The organism is Micromonospora sp. NPDC051924 (genome assembly GCF_055586005.1).
Genome location: NZ_JBVJJA010000006.1, coordinates 145,675 through 161,322, shown reverse-complemented (window position 1 = coordinate 161,322; position 15,648 = coordinate 145,675). Strand labels below are relative to the sequence as shown.

Sequence of the window (15,648 nt, the reverse complement as noted above, 5' to 3'; positions counted from 1 at the left end):
CCAGCATAGCGCCGACTGTCCGGTTCGGCGCAATTCGCGGCGACGTGATCCCGGCCATGCCGCCGGGGCGGGTTCAGAACAGCACGGTGGCGAGCGTGCCCACCGGCCGGAAGCCGCAGCGCTCGTAGACCCGCCGGGCGGGCAGGTTGAAGTCGTTGACGTAGAGGCTGACCGTCGGCGCGAAGCGGGCCAGGGCGTCGCACACCACCGCCGCCATCGCCGCGGTGGCGATCCCCCTCCCCCGCCACTCCGGCGCCACCCAGACCCCCTGGACCTGCGCGGTGCGCCGGGTCACCACGGCCAGCTCGGCCTTGAAGATCACCCTGCCGTCGACGAACCGGGCATAGGCCCGACCGGCACGGACCAGGTCGGCCACCCGCCGCCGGTAGCCGCGCCCGCCGTCCTCGGCCAGCGGCGACACCCCGACCTCCTCGGTGTACATCGCCACCGCCGCCGGGAAGAGCTGGTCGATCTCGTGGCCGCGCACCCGGCGGACCTCGGGGTCGGCCGCCACGGCGGGCAGCGCGTCCGTGGCCAGCAGCGGCTGGTTGGGGCGTACGTCCCGGGCCGGCCCCCAGTGCGTGGAGAGGCGGTCCCAGAGCCCGAGCACCGCGTCGGCGCGGCCCACGATCGAGGAGCAGAGCCGCTCCTCCGTGCTCAACTGCTCGGCGAAGGCGGCCACCGCCGGCTCGGAGGCGAGCACCGGGGTGAGGTTGCCACCCAGCCAGCAGATCGACTCCACGTTGCGCCGGGCGCCGTAGCCCAGTATCCGCCCCTCGGCCCGCCACCAGGCGAGGCCCCGGGCGGCGACCCGCTCGGCGACCTGCGCGCCGGCGTACGGGTCGAGGTCGAGCAGCCGTTCGACGGCACGGCGCTCCGACTCCCCGAGTTGGCGTACCGGCACCGTGAGCACGGATACCAGCCTGCCAGATCCACCCGGGCGCGCGCGGGCCGACCTGAGGACCCGGTGAGCGGCGACTCAGCCGACCGGCACCGGGGTGTCGGCCGGCTCGACCGGGCGGGTCCGGGCGGCCCACCGCACCACCGGCGGTACCAGCAGCCCGAGCAGGAGGAAGAACCCGCCGAGCAGCAGCCAGCCCGGTTCGCCCCAGCCGACCGCGAGGGTGGTCACCACCACCGGGGCCACCATCGAGCCGAGCTGCATGCCCATCCCGTACGCGCCCTGATACTGGCCCTGGGCGCGGGCCGGGGCGAGGCCGAACGAGATACCCCAACCGGCGGCGGCGTGCCACAGCTCCCCGACCACGTGCACCAGCGCCCCGCCGAGCAGCAGCGGCACGGCCACCGCGGCGGGCACTCCGCCGCTGAGCGCGAAGAGCCCGCAGGCCGCCGCGATGACGACGCCGGCCCGGCGGGCGGCCCGGCCCGCGCCGGCCAGGTCCTCGGTGCCCCGCGAGGCGCGCACCTGGAAGAGCACGACCACCACGGTGTTGAGCAGCAGGCAGCCGGAGACGAGCCAGTCCGGCGCGCTGGTGTGATCAGCGATCCAGAGCGGCAGGGCGATGTTGATCAGCCCGAAGTGCATGGACATCAGCCCGTCCAGCACGGTGAAGGCGAGGAACGGGCGGTCCCGCAGCGCGATCAGGCGGGGGCCGTGCGCTGGCGCCGGCACCGGCGGCACCACCGGCAGCCGCAGCAGAATCGCCGCCGCCCCCAGGTAGGTCACCGCGTCGAGCAGGATCAGCGCCACGTACGCGGTGCGGGTGTCGGCGGCGATGCCGAAGCCGGCGGCGACCGTCCCGACGGCGATCCCCACGTTGGTGACCGCGCGCAGCCAGGCCCGGGTCCGGACCCGCTGGTCGGCGGGGACCGCCCCGGCGATCAGGGCGCCCCGGGCGCCGCGGCTGGCCGAGTCGGCGACCGCCATCAGCACGCCGACCGCGAGGAACATCGGGAACGACCGGACGGCGACCAGCGCCGCGGTGCAGCCCGCCGAGGCGAGCAGGGCGGCGAGCTGCATCCCGCGCGGGCCGTACCGGTCGGCGAGGTAGCCCATCGGCGTGCTGGCCAGCAGGCTGACCAGCGCGGTGACGGTGAGCCCCAGGCCGACCTGGGCCACGCTCAGCCCGACCGAGCGGGTCAGAAAGAGGGCGCTGACGGTCAGCCAGGTGCCGCGTCCGACGGTGTTGACCAGGGTCGACAGGGCAAGGGTCCGGGCCGGGCCCGGTTCGGGAAGCAGGCGCACGCCGAGGAGCTTAGCAAGACGTACGTACGGTTTGCAGCCCCCCCGGATTTGTCTTGTCGGCGATGCATTACCGATATATCGTTGATGCATCAGTGATACGACGACAGAAGGAGAGCCCGATGGGTTTCCACCGACGCGTGCACCAGATGCACGAGATGCGGATGCGCGGCTTCGGCTTCCCGCCCGTCCCGCCCGGCCCGCCGCCGTTCCCGCCCGGCCCCGGGGGCCACGGGCACGGCCGGGGCGGCCGGGGACGCGGCCGGGGGCGCCGGCCGAACGTGCGCGGCGCCGTGCTGGCCCTGCTCACCGAGCGGCCGATGCACGGCTACGAGATGATCCAGGAGATCGACTCGCGGACCGGCGGGGCCTGGCGGCCCAGCCCCGGATCGATCTACCCGACCCTGCAACTGCTCGAGGACGAGGGCGTCATCACCGCCGCCGCCGACTCCGACGGCGGGCGCAAGCGGTTCGCCCTCACCGAACAGGGGCAGGCCGAGGCGGCGGAGGCGGCGCAGACCCCGCCCTGGGCGGAGTTCGCCGAGAAGACCGTCAACAGCTGGCACGACATCCGGGATGCCGGCCAGCAGGCCATGCACGCGCTGCGCCAGGTGATGATGACCGGCACCGACGACCAGCGGGAGCGGGCCGCCCAGGTGCTCGACGAGACCCGGCGCAAGCTGTACGCCATCCTCGCCGAGTCCGAGTGAGCCGGCGGGCCGTACGCCGGTGGGGGTGGCCTCGGGACCGCCACCCCCGCCGGCGCGCGGTCAGCGCCGCCGGCGCGCGGTGAGCAGCAGGTACTCCCAGCGCATCACGCCGCCCTCGGTGTACCGGCGGGCCAGGTCGGCGAGGTCCCGATCCAGGGCGGCGACCCGCTCGGGCTCGCCGGCGAGCGCCCGGTACACCGCGACCGTCGGCCCGTAGTGCGCCTTGAAGTAGTCGCGGAACTCCTCCGGCGTGGCGAACCGGTCCACGGTGACGGCCCGGCGGTGCGTGACGACGTCGGTCACCCGGTCGCCGAGCAGGGCGCGGACGTGCTCCTCGCGGCCCCAGAGCGGGGGCGGCTGCGCGCCGGGCGGCGGCGCCGGCGAATACGGCTTCATCGTCGCGAACAGCTGCCCGACGAACCCCTCGGGCGTCCAGCTGACCAGGCCGATCGTGCCGCCGGGCCGGCAGACCCGGACCAGTTCGTCGGCGGCGGCCTGATGCCGGGGCGCGAACATCACCCCCACACAGGACAGCACCCGGTCGAACTCGTCGTCGGCGTACGGGAGCGCCTCGGCGTCGGCCTCCTGCCAGTCCAGCCGGGCGCCGCGCTCGGCGGCGAGCGCCCGCCCGATCTCCAGCAGCTCCGGGGTCAGGTCGCTGGCCACCACGTCCGCCCCGGCCAGGGCTGCCGGAATGGCCGCGTTGCCGGTGCCGGCGGCCACGTCCAGCACCCGCTCGCCCGGGCCGACACCGGCCGCCCGGACCAGGGTCGCCCCCAGCTCCGGGATGACCTCCGCGGCGACCGCGGCGTAGCTGCCGAGGGCCCACATCTGCCGGTGCCGGGCCTTCACCGCCCGGTCCAGTTCCATCGAGTCGATCATGACTACTCCTCTGCCTCGTGCCTGGTCCGGACGCTAGGCAGCGGGGCGGCGGCAACCTAGTACGAGATCTGTACCGGACCCGACAAGCTCCTGTTCGGGCCTGAACCGGCGGCGTAGCGTGCCGCCCATGGGGGCCACCTACCACCAGTTCTGCCCCGTCGCGAAGGCCATGGAGCTGCTCGACGAGCGCTGGACGCTGCTGGTCGTCCGGGAGCTGGTGAGCGGCTCCGAGCGCTTCAACGACCTGCGTCGGGGCCTGCCGCGGATGTCGCCCACCCTGCTGTCCCGACGATTGCACCAGCTCGTCCGGGCCGGCCTGGTGGAGCGGCAGGTGGACGGTGCCGACGTCCGGTACGTGCCGACCCGGGCCGGCCGGGAGCTGCGCCCGGTGCTCGAGGCGCTCGGCGCGTGGGGGATCCGCTGGATCGGTGAGCTGGGCGACGCGGACCTGGACCCGAAGCTGCTGCTGTGGGACATGCACCGCCACGTCGACCACAGCGCCGTCCCGGCCGGCCGGACGGTGGTCCAGTTCCGCTTCCGCGACGTGCCGGCCGACCTGCGCGACTGGTGGCTCGTGATCCACACCGGCGAGGCCGACGTCTGCGACGTCGATCCCGGCCACAACGTCACGGTGACGGTGGACGCGGACCTGCGCGCCCTGGTGCGGGTCTGGCTGGGCGACCTGAGTTGGCCGCACGCGCTGCGCGGCGGCGCGGTGGCGGTGACCGGCCCGGAGGCGCTGCGCCGGGCACTGCCCCGCTGGTTCACCCTCTCCGACTTCGCCGCCGTACCGAGGCCGACGGTGAAGGCCTGACCGGGCCGGAAACGACGCGTGCGGCCGCCCCGGTCGGGGACGGCCGCACGTCGTGGCGGATCCGGGGTCAGTGCACGGTCACCGTGGCGCCGGGCACCAGGTCGCGCAGCTCCTCGGGGATCTCGGCACCCATCTCGTCGGCGAGCCGGAGCGCCTCCTCGATCAGCGTCTCCACGATCTGGCCCTCGGGCACGGTCTTGATGACCTGGCCCTTCACGAAGATCTGACCCTTGCCGTTGCCGGAGGCGACGCCCAGGTCGGCCTCGCGGGCCTCGCCCGGACCGTTCACCACGCAGCCCATGACGGCGACGCGCAGCGGCACCGGCAACCCCTCCAGGCCGGCGGTGACCTCCTCGGCCAGCTTGTAGACGTCCACCTGGGCCCGGCCGCAGGACGGGCAGGAGACGATCTCCAGGCCCCGCTCGCGCAGGCCCAGCGACTCCAGGATCGCGGCGCCGACCTTGATCTCCTCGACCGGCGGGGCGGAGAGCGAGACCCGGATGGTGTCGCCGATCCCCTCGGCCAGCAGCGCGCCGAACGCAACCGCCGACTTGATGGTGCCCTGGAACGCCGGGCCGGCCTCGGTGACGCCGAGGTGCAGCGGGTAGTCGCACTTCTCGGCGAGCAGCCGGTAGGCCCGGATCATCACCACCGGGTCGTTGTGCTTGACCGAGATCTTGATGTCCCGGAAGCCGTGCTCCTCGAACAGCGAGCACTCCCAGAGCGCCGACTCGACCAGCGCCTCGGCGGTGGCCTTGCCGTACTTGGCGAGGAGCCGCTTGTCCAGCGAGCCGGCGTTCACGCCGATCCGGATCGGCACGCCCGCGTCGCCGGCGGCCTTGGCGATCTCCTTGACCTTGTCGTCGAACTGGCGGATGTTGCCCGGGTTCACCCGGACCGCCGCGCAGCCGGCGTCGATCGCGGCGAAGACGTACTTCGGCTGGAAGTGGATGTCGGCGATCACCGGAATCTGCGACTTCTTGGCGATCGCCGGCAGCGCCTCGACGTCGTCCTGGGACGGCACGGCCACCCGGACGATCTGGCAGCCGGCGGCGGTGAGCTCGGCGATCTGCTGGAGCGTGGCGTTCACGTCGGCGGTCAGGGTGGTGGTCATGGACTGCACGGAGACCGGCGCGCCCCCACCGACCGGCACCGAGCCGACCATGATCTGGCGGCTGGCCCGGCGCGGGGCGAGCGGCGGCGGCGGTACGGGGGGCATACCGAGACTGACAGCGGTCACTTCAGGCACTCACCTTGAGAAGAGCGTGATCGGGTTGACGACGTCCGCGGTGACGGTCAGCAGCGTGAACGCGCCACCGATCAGGATCACCGCGTACGTGATGGGCATGAGCTTGAGGTAGTCGACGCGCCCGGGGTCGGGGCGGCCGATCCGGGCGTAGACCCAGGAGCGGGTCCGCTCGAACCAGGCGATGGCGATGTGGCCGCCGTCCAGCGGCAGCAGCGGCAGCAGGTTGAACACGCCGATGAAGAAGTTCAGCGACACGAAGAGCATGAAGAACACCAGCCAGGCGTTGTTCGCCACCGCCTCGCCGCCGAGCCGGCTGGCCCCGACCACGCTGATCGGGGTGTCCGCGTCCCGCTCGCCGCCGGTGACCGCCGTCCACAGCGCGGGCACCTTCTGCGGGATCCGCTGCATGGCGTGCAGCGTCTGCACCGCCATGTTGCCGGTGAAGTCGGCGGTGGCGCCGAAGGCGCCGACCGGACCGTACTGGACCAGGGTCGGTGTGCTCGGCCGGAGCGCGACGCCGAGGGCGGAGACCGCCGAGGTGGCGCCCTTCGGGTCGCCCAGCGGCGGCCGCTGCACGGCGGCCAGGTCGACGGTGGCGGTGGCGGTCCGCCCGTCGCGGACGTACTGGACGGTGGCCGAGCCCGGCGTGGTGGCGCGGACCACGTCGAGCATGTCGCCCCAGGTGGAGACCGGCCGGCCGTTGACGGCGGTGATCCGGTCGCCGTCCTTGAGCTGGGCCTGGGCGGCCGGGCTGGCCGGGTCGCCGACCTGGCAGCCCCGGCTGACGTTCTCCACGACGACGCACGGGGCCAGGGCGATCACGGCCGGCTCGGCCTTGAAGGCCTCCTCCGTGTTCGGGAACTTCGGGTTGGGCAGGCCGGCGGTGACCGCGATGATCCAGAGCGTCACCAGGGCCAGGGCGAAGTGGGTGATGGAGCCTGCGGACATCACGATCGTCCGCTTCCACACCGGGTAGCGCCACATCGCGCGCGGCTCGTCGGCGGGGTCGACGTCGTCGTCCTGCGGGGTCATCCCGACGATCTTGCAGAAGCCGCCGAGCGGGATGCCCTTCACGCCGTACTCGGTCTCGCCCCGCTTGAACGACCAGAGCGTCGGGCCGAACCCGACGAAGTAGCGGGTCACCTTCATCCCGAAGCCCTTGGCGGTGAGCATGTGCCCCGCCTCGTGCAGGCTCACCGAGATGAGGATCGCCAGGGCGAAGAGCACCACCCCGAGCAGGTAAACCATCAGGCTCCTTCCACCGACCCGACGATGATCTCCTGGGCGTGCGCCCGTGCCCACGACTCGGCGGCGAGCACGTCCTCGACGGTACCTGGTTCGTCGAAGTCGGGAGCGTCCTCCAGCACCCGCTGGAGGGTGTCGACGATGCCGAGGAAGGGCAGCCGCCCGGCGACGAACGCCGCCACGCACTCCTCGTTCGCCGCGTTGTAGATCGCCGGCCGGCACCGCCCGGCCTCGCCGGCCGCCTTGGCGAGGGCGACGGCCGGGAACGCGGCGTCGTCGAGCGGGAAGAACTCCCAGGTGTGCGCCTTCGTCCAGTCGACGGCGGCGGCCGCCGCCGGCACCCGGTCCGGCCAGCCGAGGCCGAGCGCGATGGGCAGCCGCATGTCCGGCGGGCTGGCCTGGGCGAGGGTGGACCCGTCGGCGAACTCGACCATCGAGTGGATCACCGACTGCGGGTGGACCATCACCTCGATGTCGGCGTACGGCACGTCGAACAGCTCGTGCGCCTCGATCACCTCGAGGGCCTTGTTGACCATCGTGGCCGAGTTGATGGTGACGACGGGGCCCATGTTCCAGGTGGGGTGCGCGAGGGCCTGGTCGGGCGTGACCTCGGTCAACTCGTCGCGGCGCCGGCCCCGGAACGGGCCGCCGCTGGCGGTGACCACAAGCCGGCGGACCTCGCCCCGGGTGCCGCCGCGCAGGCACTGCGCCAACGCCGAGTGCTCGCTGTCGACCGGGACGATCTGCCCCGGCCGCGTCACCGCGGCCTTGACCAGCGGGCCGCCGGCCACGAGGGACTCCTTGTTGGCCAGCGCGAGGGTACGCCCGGCGCGCAGCGCGGCCAGGGTCGGTGGCAGGCCCAGGGAGCCGACCACGCCATTGAGCACGATGTCGCACGGCCACTGCGCCAGCTCGGTCATCGCGTCCGGCCCGGCCACGATCTTGGGAAGCTTGAAGTCGCCGGTGGCCCAGCCGCGCCGGCTCGCCTCGGCGTAGAACGCGAGCTGGAGATCCTGGGCGGCGGACGCCTTCGCCACGCCGACCACCTCGACGCCCAGCCCCAGGGCCTGCGCGGCGAGCAGCTCGACGTTGCCGCCGCCCGCGCCGAGGGCCACCACCCGGAACCAGTCCGGGTTGCGCTTGATGATGTCGATGGCCTGGGTACCGATCGAGCCGGTCGAGCCGAGCAGGACGAGGTCGCGGGGAGACGTCACCCACCCATTCTTCCCCAGCGCTCCTGAGCGCCCGCTGGGAGCCTCACTCCCCGGTGTCCGGTTCCTCGGCCGGGGCCTCCTCAGCGAGCAGCTCGGCCGGGTCGAGCGAGAACTCGAACGGCTCGGCGGGGTCAGCGCGGGCCGGCCACCGGCCGACAGAATGGCGATCCCACCGACCACCTCGTCGCCTACCTCCGGGAGCCCACGTGATACTCGACTGGCCGCACTGCCGCAACGCCCGCGACCTGGGCGGCACCCTCACCGTGGACGGCCGCCGAGTCCGCCTTGGCGCCCTGCTGCGGTCGGACGGGCACGAGCTGCTGACCGTGGCTGCCGTTCAAGCGATACGGGCCGCCGGCGTGAGCCGGGTCGTCGACCTGCGCTGGGCGAGGGAATGCGAGCAGCGACCCAGTCCCTTTGCGGGCACGCCCGTCTACCGTCACGCGCCGATGCTGAACGACGTGTTGGACTACGTTCCCCCACCCGACTCCTACGGCCCGATGCTTGATCACAACCGGCAGCGGATCGGAGCGGCCTTCCGTGCGGCGGCCGAAGCACCAGTAGGTGGTGTCGCCGTGCACTGCCACGCCGGCAAGGACAGGACGGGCGTACTCGTCGCGCTCCTGCTCGCGGTGGCGGGGGTCGGTCCGGATGGAATCGCGGACGACTACGCGGCCACGGACGGCTGCGCGCGCGAGACGATGCTCAACACCCTCACCCATCTCGATCAGCGGTACGGCGGGGCGGCGAGCTACCTGGACGAGGCAGGCGTCGAGCCGGGACTGGTGCGGGCGGCACGGACCCGGCTGGTGGGCTGAGCCGAGGCCTCCTCCACCCGGCGATCAGTCGCCCACCTTCAGCACGAAGGTCTCCAGGTCGACGCCGCCGTACCAGTCGGTGCGGATGCCGAGGTGGGTCATGCCGAGCCGCCGGGCCACCGCCATCGACGCCTCGTTGCCGGCCATTACCACCGCGTAGACCTGCCGGGTGCCGGCGGCGAACTCCCGGTCCAGCACCGCCCGGGCCGCCTCGGTGGCGTAGCCGTGGCCCTGCGAGTCGGGGTGCAGGTGCCAGCCGACCTCGATGTCGTCGGTGGCGGTCACCCCGTCCCGCCCGGGGAGCGGCTTCAGCAGCACACTGCCCGCCGCCCGGCCGGCCTCGCGCGGCTCGATCGCCCAGATCCCCCAGCGGCCCGCGTACGGCTCGTAGCGGTCCCGCCAGGCGCGGACCCGCTCCCGCGCCTCGGCCGGGTCGGTCATCCGGCCCTTGCCCCCGCCCAGCCAGCGCATCACCTCGTCCCGGGAGTAGATGTCGTAGACGCGGGCCAGGTCCCCCGGCGTCTCGGTCCAGTCCCGCACCAGCAGGCGGTCGGTCGAGGCGATCATCATGCCGCCGGATCGTAATGCGTGCCGTCGTGCCGCCCGGGGAAGGAGGTCCCGATGGGTGCGGGATGGCAGCGGACGAAGCGGATCACCGGCGCGGCGTTCCGGCCGGTGCGCGGGCGGGACCTCTCGCTGCACGCCGCCGCGATCACCTTCTACGGGGCGATCGCGGTGGTGCCGGTGGCGCTGCTGGCGATCTGGCTCACCGGGCTGGTCGCCGGAGACGACCACGTCCGCCGGCTCACCGCGTACGCGATCGACACGCTGCCCGCCGACATCGGCGCCAATCACGCGGTGGCCGCGCTGGTCGAGGCCGGTCTGCGGCTCACCCCGCTGCTCGCGCTCTCCTCGCTGCTGCCGGCCTCCCTGTACGGGGAGGGGCTACGCCGCGCCTTCGTCTCGGTGGCCGAGCCGCGCGGCGAGTCCGGCGCGCTGGTCGGCTGGCGGGGCCGCCTGCTGCTGCTGCCGCTGCTCGCCCCGGCCCCCGCGCTGCTGCTGTCGATCCTGGTGGCGCTGCCGCTGACCACCCGGCTGGTCCGGCAGGGCGGCTGGGTCGGGGCGCTCGGCGTGGTGCTGTCGTTCCTGGCGGTGTGGTTGGTGCTGACCCCGGTGCTGATGTGGGTGTTCCGGGTGGTCGGCCCGGCCTCCCCGGACTGGCTGGCCACGCTCGGCATGGGCTCGTTCACCGCGGCGAACCTCTCCGGGTTCCTGCACGGCTTCGTGCTGTTCTGCTCCCTGCCGCTGAACCTGGGCCTGCCGTTCGGCGGGTTCACCGAGGTCGGCGCCGGCGTGGCGGTGCTCCTCTGGCTCTACCTGTTCCACGTGATCGTGCTGGCCGGCTACTCCGCCACCCTGGCCCTGAGCCGCTGGCGGGCGCTGCGCCGGGCCGCCCGTGCGGGTTGACGCCGATCGCCGTCAGAGGCTCTCCACGTACCGCTTCGCCTCAGCCAGCTTCCAGCCGGTGCGGTCCCGGAGCAGCTTGATGGCCTGGATCTTCCTCCCCTGCCGGGCGAGCGCCGCCACGTCGGCCCGTACGCCGTCGTCGACCGGGAGCTTCGCGGGGGGCTCGACCGGCCCCATGGTGGCGAACCAGGGCGGCGGTGAACCGCCCGCGGACAGGTGGTCGACCACCCGCTTCGCCTCGGGCAACGGCAGGCCGGTGTGCCGGCGCAGCACCTTGATCGCGTCGATCTTCCGCCGCTGCCGGATCAACCGCAGGACCTGCGCCGGTGGCGGTTCCCCGCCGGTGGTCGCGCCGCCGTCCGACCGGTCTGCGGGGGGTGGGACCGCGACCAGGTCGCGAGGGCGACCGACGGCGCGTCCGAGCGCCACCAGGACGATGACCACGAGCAGCAGCGCCGCCGCGAGGGCGAACTGGAGAGCGGGGGACATGCGGGTGACGGTAGCGGCCCGGCGCACCCCCAGCCGGCACCTGAGCGGTCGGCCCGGAACCCTCCCGCATGGCGGGGCGCGGCAGTAGGCTGCGCGGGCATGAGCGAAGCGAGTGAGCTGCCGGGCCGCGCCGACGTCGTCGTGGTCGGTTCCGGGCACAACGGGCTGGTGTCCGCGATCCTGCTGGCCCGCGCCGGGCTGGACGTGCTGGTGCTGGAGGCGGCCGACGTGATCGGCGGGGCCACCCGGACGGAGAACCCGTTCCCCAAGGTGCCGGGGCTGCGGCACTCCACCGGCTCGTACCTGCTCGGGCTGATGCCGCCGGAGCTGCTGGCGACGCTGGACGTGAAGATCCCGGTGCTGCGCCGCGACCCGCACTACTTCCTGCCCACCCCCGGTGGGCTCGGCTCGCCGTACCTGCTCTTCGGCAGCGACGCCGCGGCCAGCCGGCGGCAGGTCGCGGAGATGTTCTCCCCCGCCGACGCGGCCGCCGACGACGCCCTCCAGGCCGAGCTGGCCCACCTCCGGGCGGACCTGGCCCCGGCCTGGCTGGCCGAGCCGCTGCCGGTGGAGGAGACCGCCGAGCGGTACGTCCGCCCGGCCCTGCGCCAGGTCTTCGTCGACCTGGTCCGCGGCTCGGTCGCCGACTACCTGGCCCGCTTCGACTTCCACTCCGAGCTGCTGGTCAGCATGTACGCGGTCACCGACGGCCTCTCCGGTCTCAACGCCGGCCCGGACGACCCCGGAACCGGGCACAACTTCCTGGTGCACAACATGTGCCGGCTGCCCGGATCGGGCGGCACCTGGATGATCGCCCAGGGCGGGATGGGCACGGTCTCCCGGACCTTCGCCGAGGCCGCCCGCGCCGCCGGGGCCCGCATCCTGGCCGGTACGCCGGTCACCGCGATCACCCTGGACCGCGGCGCGGCCAGCGGCGTGGTGCTCGCCGACGGCCGGGAGGTGGCCGCCTCAGTGGTGCTCGGCGCCTGCGACCCGTACCGGCTGATGGGGCTGTTGCCCGACGATGCGCTCCCGGCGGGCCTCGCCGACCGGATGGCGGCGGTCCGCCGCCCCGGCACCACGCTCAAGCTCAACCTGGCGCTGACCGGGCTGCCCCGCTTCTCCTGCCTGCCGGTGGACGCGCCGAGCCCGTTCGGCTCGACCATCCACCTGCTCCCCGGCTCGGCGTCGCTGGTCGGCGCGGGCAACGAGTCGCCGATGGCCGCGCTGCGCGCGATGTGGGCCGACGTGCAGGCCGGGCGGCTGCCCGACGAGCCGACCATCGAGTGGTACCTGCACACCACGGTCGACCCGTCGCTCTCCGACAACGCGGGGCACCACTCCTCGGCGCTGTTCGTCCAGTCGGTCCCCTACGAGCTGGCCGGCACCACCTGGGACGCGGCCCTGCCCGGCTACGTGGAGAAGCTGATCGCGATCTGCGAGCGGTACGCCCCGGGCACCGGCGACCTGATCGCCGACGCGGTGCCGCTGCCCCCGCCCGGCATCGAGGCGCACTTCGGCATCACGGGGGGGCACATCCACCACGTCGACAACACCGTCTCGTTCACCGACCGGATGCCCTACGCGACCGGGGTCGACGGCGTGTACGCGGGCAGCGCCGGCTGCCACCCGGCGGGCAGCGTGATCGGCGCCGCCGGCCACAACGCCGCCCAGCGCATCCTCAGCGACCTCGGCCGCTGACCTCCCCGCCGGCCTCGGCGGCGAAACGGGGCAGGTCGCCGGGGCGGCGGATGAGGGAAAGGCCGACGAGCAGCAGGTAGAGCAGGAGGCTGAGGATCGGGTCGACGAAGACGAAGGCGAAGGCGGTCAGGTAGAGCAGTGGGCGCAGCCGCAGTCGCCACGCGACCGCCCGGGCCAGCCGGGGATCCAGGTCGGGGTGGAGCAGGCCCCGCCGGCGCGCCCACCACCAACTCAGGTTGAAGAAGAACGATTCACCGAGCACGGTGCCGACGTAGAGGGCGGCGGTCAGCCGCTGCTCGGTCGGGGAGCCGCGCAGGTTGTCCGACAGCAGGTCGGCGGTGAACGGAATGGTGGCCACGAAGAGCAGCACGAGCAGGTTGAACACCACCAGCAGCTGGTCGACCCGGACCACGTACCGCCACATGTTGTGGTGGCCGAGCCAGATCTGGCCGGCGATCCCGAAGGTGATCACGTACGCCAGGTAGGACGGCCAGGCGTGGGTGAGGGCGTCGGGAAGCTGCCTCCCGGGATCCCGGGCCGGGCCGTTCTGGAGCAGTTCGACGGCCATCACCGTCAGCACGACCGCGAAGACGCCGTCGCTGAACGCCTCCACCCGGGAGGCGTCCCGGACCATCTCCCGGCCGCGCCGGTACCGGTACTGCCTGTCCCCCGCGCCCGACTCCGTCACGCCGCCCCCTCCTGACCTGATGGTCACCCGGCGGGGGCGGCGGGCGGAGCGAAACTCAGATGACCGCCTCCCCGGCGGGGGCCGGGGTGTCGGCGTCCGCGCGGTGGGCCCGGATCTTGTGGCCGACGCTGGTCAGGCAGCGGCCGCTGGCCAGGTCGAACTTCCAGCCGTGCAGCTGGCAGGTGAGCTGGTCGCCGTCGACGATGCCGAACCGGCTCAGGTCCGCCTTCAGGTGCGGGCAGCGGCGCTGCACCACCCAGCCGTCCAGCGTGATGTCCTCGGCGTCGACCGCCCGCTCGTGCTCGTCGTACCAGCCCTCGGCGTACTGGAGGCGCTCCTCTGAGAGGCACTTGAAGAAGGCGTAGACGAACTCGTTGTACTGGCCGATCCGGGCCGCGGAGAACCGGCAGGAGAGGAAGAGCGAGTTGACCCAGTCCACCTCGCCGATGTGCAGCAGGTGTTCCACCAGCGCCCGCTCGGTACGGAATCGGTAGCGGACCTTCTCGTCCGCGTACGGCCGCACCTCCTTGCCCGGGAAGTCCACCACGATGGATTCAATCGTCTCGCCGCCTGAGTCGTCAGTTCCGACCAGGTCGAAGCGGACCGGGCCGCCGACGCCCTTGGCCAGATAGATCGACTCGTCCAACAGCGGCTCGATCCGGCGCTTCATCTCGCCGAGCACGTCGACCTCGGGGTGCCGCCAGGACGCCTTCTCGGCCTCGATGACCGGGCGCTTGCGCTCCCGCATCTCCTCCAGGTGGGCGACCTTGTCGGCGAAGAACTCCTCGACCGGCACCGGGTGGGTGGTGGTCGTGCCCTCGGTGGTGATCTCCGCGACGCTGCCGGGCAGGAGCACGATGCCGTTGGTGCCACCGACCTTCGCGTACTCCGCCAGGAAGACCGACTGGTCGGGGAAGATGTTGCCCTCGTCGCCGAAGATGTCGTTGAACTGCCACAGCGTGTCGTCGAGGAAGCACGGCGGCCCGGCGATCGGGAAGACGTTGTCCGCCTTCAGGTCGTCGATGTACCGCCAGGTGCGGTCGAACTGCCGGTCCCGCTTCTGCTTGCCGAACGCTGTCTTTGCCGCCTGCGGCAGCTCGTAGACCATCGGGTACCAGATCGCGCCGGAGAACTGCAGCATGTGCGCGTGCACGTGGCCCAGCTCGGCGAAGACGCTCAGGTCGGTCGGGCGGGCGTCGTTCTGGTTGAGCAGCCGCACCCCGTCGTACTCGACCCAGAGCGAGGAGTCGCCGATCGGGCCGTCGGTGGGGCTGGTGAGCGCCTGGATCATGATCTTCAGACCGCCGGGCAGCTCCACGACCTGCTCGTTCGGCGCCTTGAGGAAATTGGTGAAGCCCAGCGCCCGCAGCTCGTCCTCCATCTCCGAGGTGGGGAACTCGGGCAGCAGGACGGTGGCGTCCTTGGACACGAAGTCCCGCAGGTGCTTCGCGTCGAAGTGGTCCCGGTGCAGGTGCGAGACGTAGAGGTAGTCGACCTGGCCCAGGGTCTCCCAGTCGAGCTGGGAGTTGTCCGGGAAGGGGAACCAGGAGGCGAAGTAGGCGGGGTTGACCCACGGGTCGCACAGGATGCTGCCCGCGGCCGTGTCGATCCGCATGCTGGCATGGCCCGTACCGGTCACTCGCACCGTAGTCCCCCTCAAAAAGGCAATCAGGCGTACGTCAAGACGCTACCGGAGGCAGTGTGGTCGCCGGTCCGCGACGCCGGTAGTGCCCTTCCGCCCCACCGAAGACGGGACCAAGGACCCGGGCACCGCGGCCTTCGCCGGGTCCCGACGGCCCGATCAGGGCGGACCCCGCACCGGGGCCGCCACGGGGCGTGCCAGACTAACCGGAGATCCGATCGCGAGGGAAGGACCGACAGTGGCAGGAAGCGAGCCGGTAACCGCGCCAGATCAGCACAAGCCCGGGCACCGCAAGTCCGGACGGATCGGGGCGGTGCTGTCGGCGGTGGTGTTGGTGGTCATGGCGCTCTGCGGCAACCACGAGGGCAAGGTCGAGGACATCTGGCTGATCGGGCTCGCCGCGCTGCTGCTGGCCATCGTGGTCGGCGACACCGTGCTGCGGCGCAACGGCCTGCGATCCTGACCCCCGGTCGCGCTCGACCGGAACGACGATGAGGGCCTGCCCCCGGCCGGGGGCAGGCCCTCA

At 72.9% G+C, this 15,648-nt stretch carries 16 protein-coding genes; 6 read left to right on the top strand and 10 right to left on the bottom strand.

Annotated features, from left to right (window positions below; genetic code table 11):
- Positions 1-73 precede the first annotated feature (73 nt).
- Both ACZ6S5_RS06935 and ACZ6S5_RS06930 read right to left on the bottom strand, forming a co-directional pair.
- Positions 74-913 (bottom strand): GNAT family N-acetyltransferase, encoded by an 840-nt coding sequence (locus tag ACZ6S5_RS06935; protein WP_465998535.1) that lies wholly within the window; start codon positions 911-913, stop codon positions 74-76.
- 66 nt (positions 914-979) lie between these two features.
- Entirely contained in the window at positions 980-2,206 is a 1,227-nt protein-coding gene (locus ACZ6S5_RS06930; RefSeq protein WP_465998533.1) for an MFS transporter, read from the bottom strand.
- Positions 2,207-2,325: 119 nt separating this feature from the next.
- Between ACZ6S5_RS06930 and ACZ6S5_RS06925 the strand changes: the two genes are divergently transcribed.
- On the top strand, positions 2,326-2,913 hold the full coding sequence (locus ACZ6S5_RS06925) for a PadR family transcriptional regulator (protein ID WP_465998531.1): 588 nt from the start codon (positions 2,326-2,328) through the stop codon (positions 2,911-2,913).
- A gap of 60 nt (positions 2,914-2,973) precedes the next feature.
- Here ACZ6S5_RS06925 and ACZ6S5_RS06920 read toward each other — a convergent pair whose 3' ends face one another.
- Positions 2,974-3,795, bottom strand: coding sequence for a class I SAM-dependent methyltransferase (locus ACZ6S5_RS06920; protein ID WP_465998529.1), 822 nt, complete (start codon positions 3,793-3,795; stop codon positions 2,974-2,976).
- Between the two features lie 127 nt (positions 3,796-3,922).
- On the opposite strand from ACZ6S5_RS06920, the gene ACZ6S5_RS06915 reads away from it, so the two are divergent.
- Positions 3,923-4,609, top strand: a complete 687-nt coding sequence (locus tag ACZ6S5_RS06915; protein ID WP_465998527.1) for a winged helix-turn-helix transcriptional regulator — start codon at positions 3,923-3,925, stop codon at positions 4,607-4,609.
- Positions 4,610-4,676: 67 nt separating this feature from the next.
- Here ACZ6S5_RS06915 and ispG read toward each other — a convergent pair whose 3' ends face one another.
- Genes ispG through dxr form a run of 3 tightly spaced genes read right to left on the bottom strand, consistent with a single transcriptional unit; the run spans position 4,677 to position 8,317 of the window.
- Complete coding sequence (gene ispG, locus ACZ6S5_RS06910) at positions 4,677-5,849, bottom strand: flavodoxin-dependent (E)-4-hydroxy-3-methylbut-2-enyl-diphosphate synthase (protein ID WP_465998525.1); 1,173 nt, start codon at positions 5,847-5,849, stop codon at positions 4,677-4,679.
- A gap of 9 nt (positions 5,850-5,858) precedes the next feature.
- A complete protein-coding gene (locus tag ACZ6S5_RS06905; RefSeq protein ID WP_465998523.1) occupies positions 5,859-7,106 on the bottom strand; it encodes a M50 family metallopeptidase in 1,248 nt (415 codons plus the stop codon).
- Positions 7,106-8,317: a 1-deoxy-D-xylulose-5-phosphate reductoisomerase gene (gene dxr, locus ACZ6S5_RS06900; protein WP_465998521.1), complete on the bottom strand. Its 1,212-nt coding sequence runs from the start codon at positions 8,315-8,317 to the stop codon at positions 7,106-7,108. The genes ACZ6S5_RS06905 and dxr overlap by 1 nt, the downstream gene beginning before the upstream one ends.
- 206 nt (positions 8,318-8,523) lie before the next feature.
- Between dxr and ACZ6S5_RS06895 the strand changes: the two genes are divergently transcribed.
- Complete coding sequence (locus ACZ6S5_RS06895; protein WP_465998519.1) at positions 8,524-9,135, top strand: tyrosine-protein phosphatase; 612 nt, start codon at positions 8,524-8,526, stop codon at positions 9,133-9,135.
- Between the two features lie 24 nt (positions 9,136-9,159).
- Here the strand turns inward: ACZ6S5_RS06895 and ACZ6S5_RS06890 are convergent, their stop codons facing one another.
- Positions 9,160-9,705: a GNAT family N-acetyltransferase gene (locus ACZ6S5_RS06890; RefSeq protein ID WP_465998517.1), complete on the bottom strand. Its 546-nt coding sequence runs from the start codon at positions 9,703-9,705 to the stop codon at positions 9,160-9,162.
- A gap of 51 nt (positions 9,706-9,756) precedes the next feature.
- Here ACZ6S5_RS06890 and ACZ6S5_RS06885 point away from each other — a divergent pair, with 51 nt between their 5' ends.
- Positions 9,757-10,602, top strand: a complete 846-nt coding sequence (locus ACZ6S5_RS06885) for a YhjD/YihY/BrkB family envelope integrity protein (protein ID WP_465998515.1) — start codon at positions 9,757-9,759, stop codon at positions 10,600-10,602.
- A 12-nt stretch (positions 10,603-10,614) separates the two neighbouring features.
- Here ACZ6S5_RS06885 and ACZ6S5_RS06880 read toward each other — a convergent pair whose 3' ends face one another.
- Positions 10,615-11,091, bottom strand: a complete 477-nt coding sequence (locus ACZ6S5_RS06880; RefSeq protein WP_465998513.1) for a 50S ribosomal protein L7/L12 — start codon at positions 11,089-11,091, stop codon at positions 10,615-10,617.
- Positions 11,092-11,190: 99 nt separating this feature from the next.
- Here ACZ6S5_RS06880 and ACZ6S5_RS06875 point away from each other — a divergent pair, with 99 nt between their 5' ends.
- Positions 11,191-12,792, top strand: a complete 1,602-nt coding sequence (locus ACZ6S5_RS06875; RefSeq protein ID WP_465998511.1) for a phytoene desaturase family protein — start codon at positions 11,191-11,193, stop codon at positions 12,790-12,792.
- Here the strand turns inward: ACZ6S5_RS06875 and ACZ6S5_RS06870 are convergent.
- Positions 12,773-13,426: a TMEM175 family protein gene (locus ACZ6S5_RS06870; RefSeq protein ID WP_465998683.1), complete on the bottom strand. Its 654-nt coding sequence runs from the start codon at positions 13,424-13,426 to the stop codon at positions 12,773-12,775. The genes ACZ6S5_RS06875 and ACZ6S5_RS06870 overlap by 20 nt on opposite strands.
- A gap of 109 nt (positions 13,427-13,535) precedes the next feature.
- On the bottom strand, positions 13,536-15,125 hold the full coding sequence (locus ACZ6S5_RS06865) for a Rieske 2Fe-2S domain-containing protein (protein ID WP_465998509.1): 1,590 nt from the start codon (positions 15,123-15,125) through the stop codon (positions 13,536-13,538).
- Positions 15,126-15,360: 235 nt separating this feature from the next.
- On the opposite strand from ACZ6S5_RS06865, the gene ACZ6S5_RS06860 reads away from it, so the two are divergent.
- Entirely contained in the window at positions 15,361-15,585 is a 225-nt protein-coding gene (locus ACZ6S5_RS06860) for a DUF2631 domain-containing protein (RefSeq protein WP_465998507.1), read from the top strand.
- Positions 15,586-15,648 lie beyond the last annotated feature (63 nt).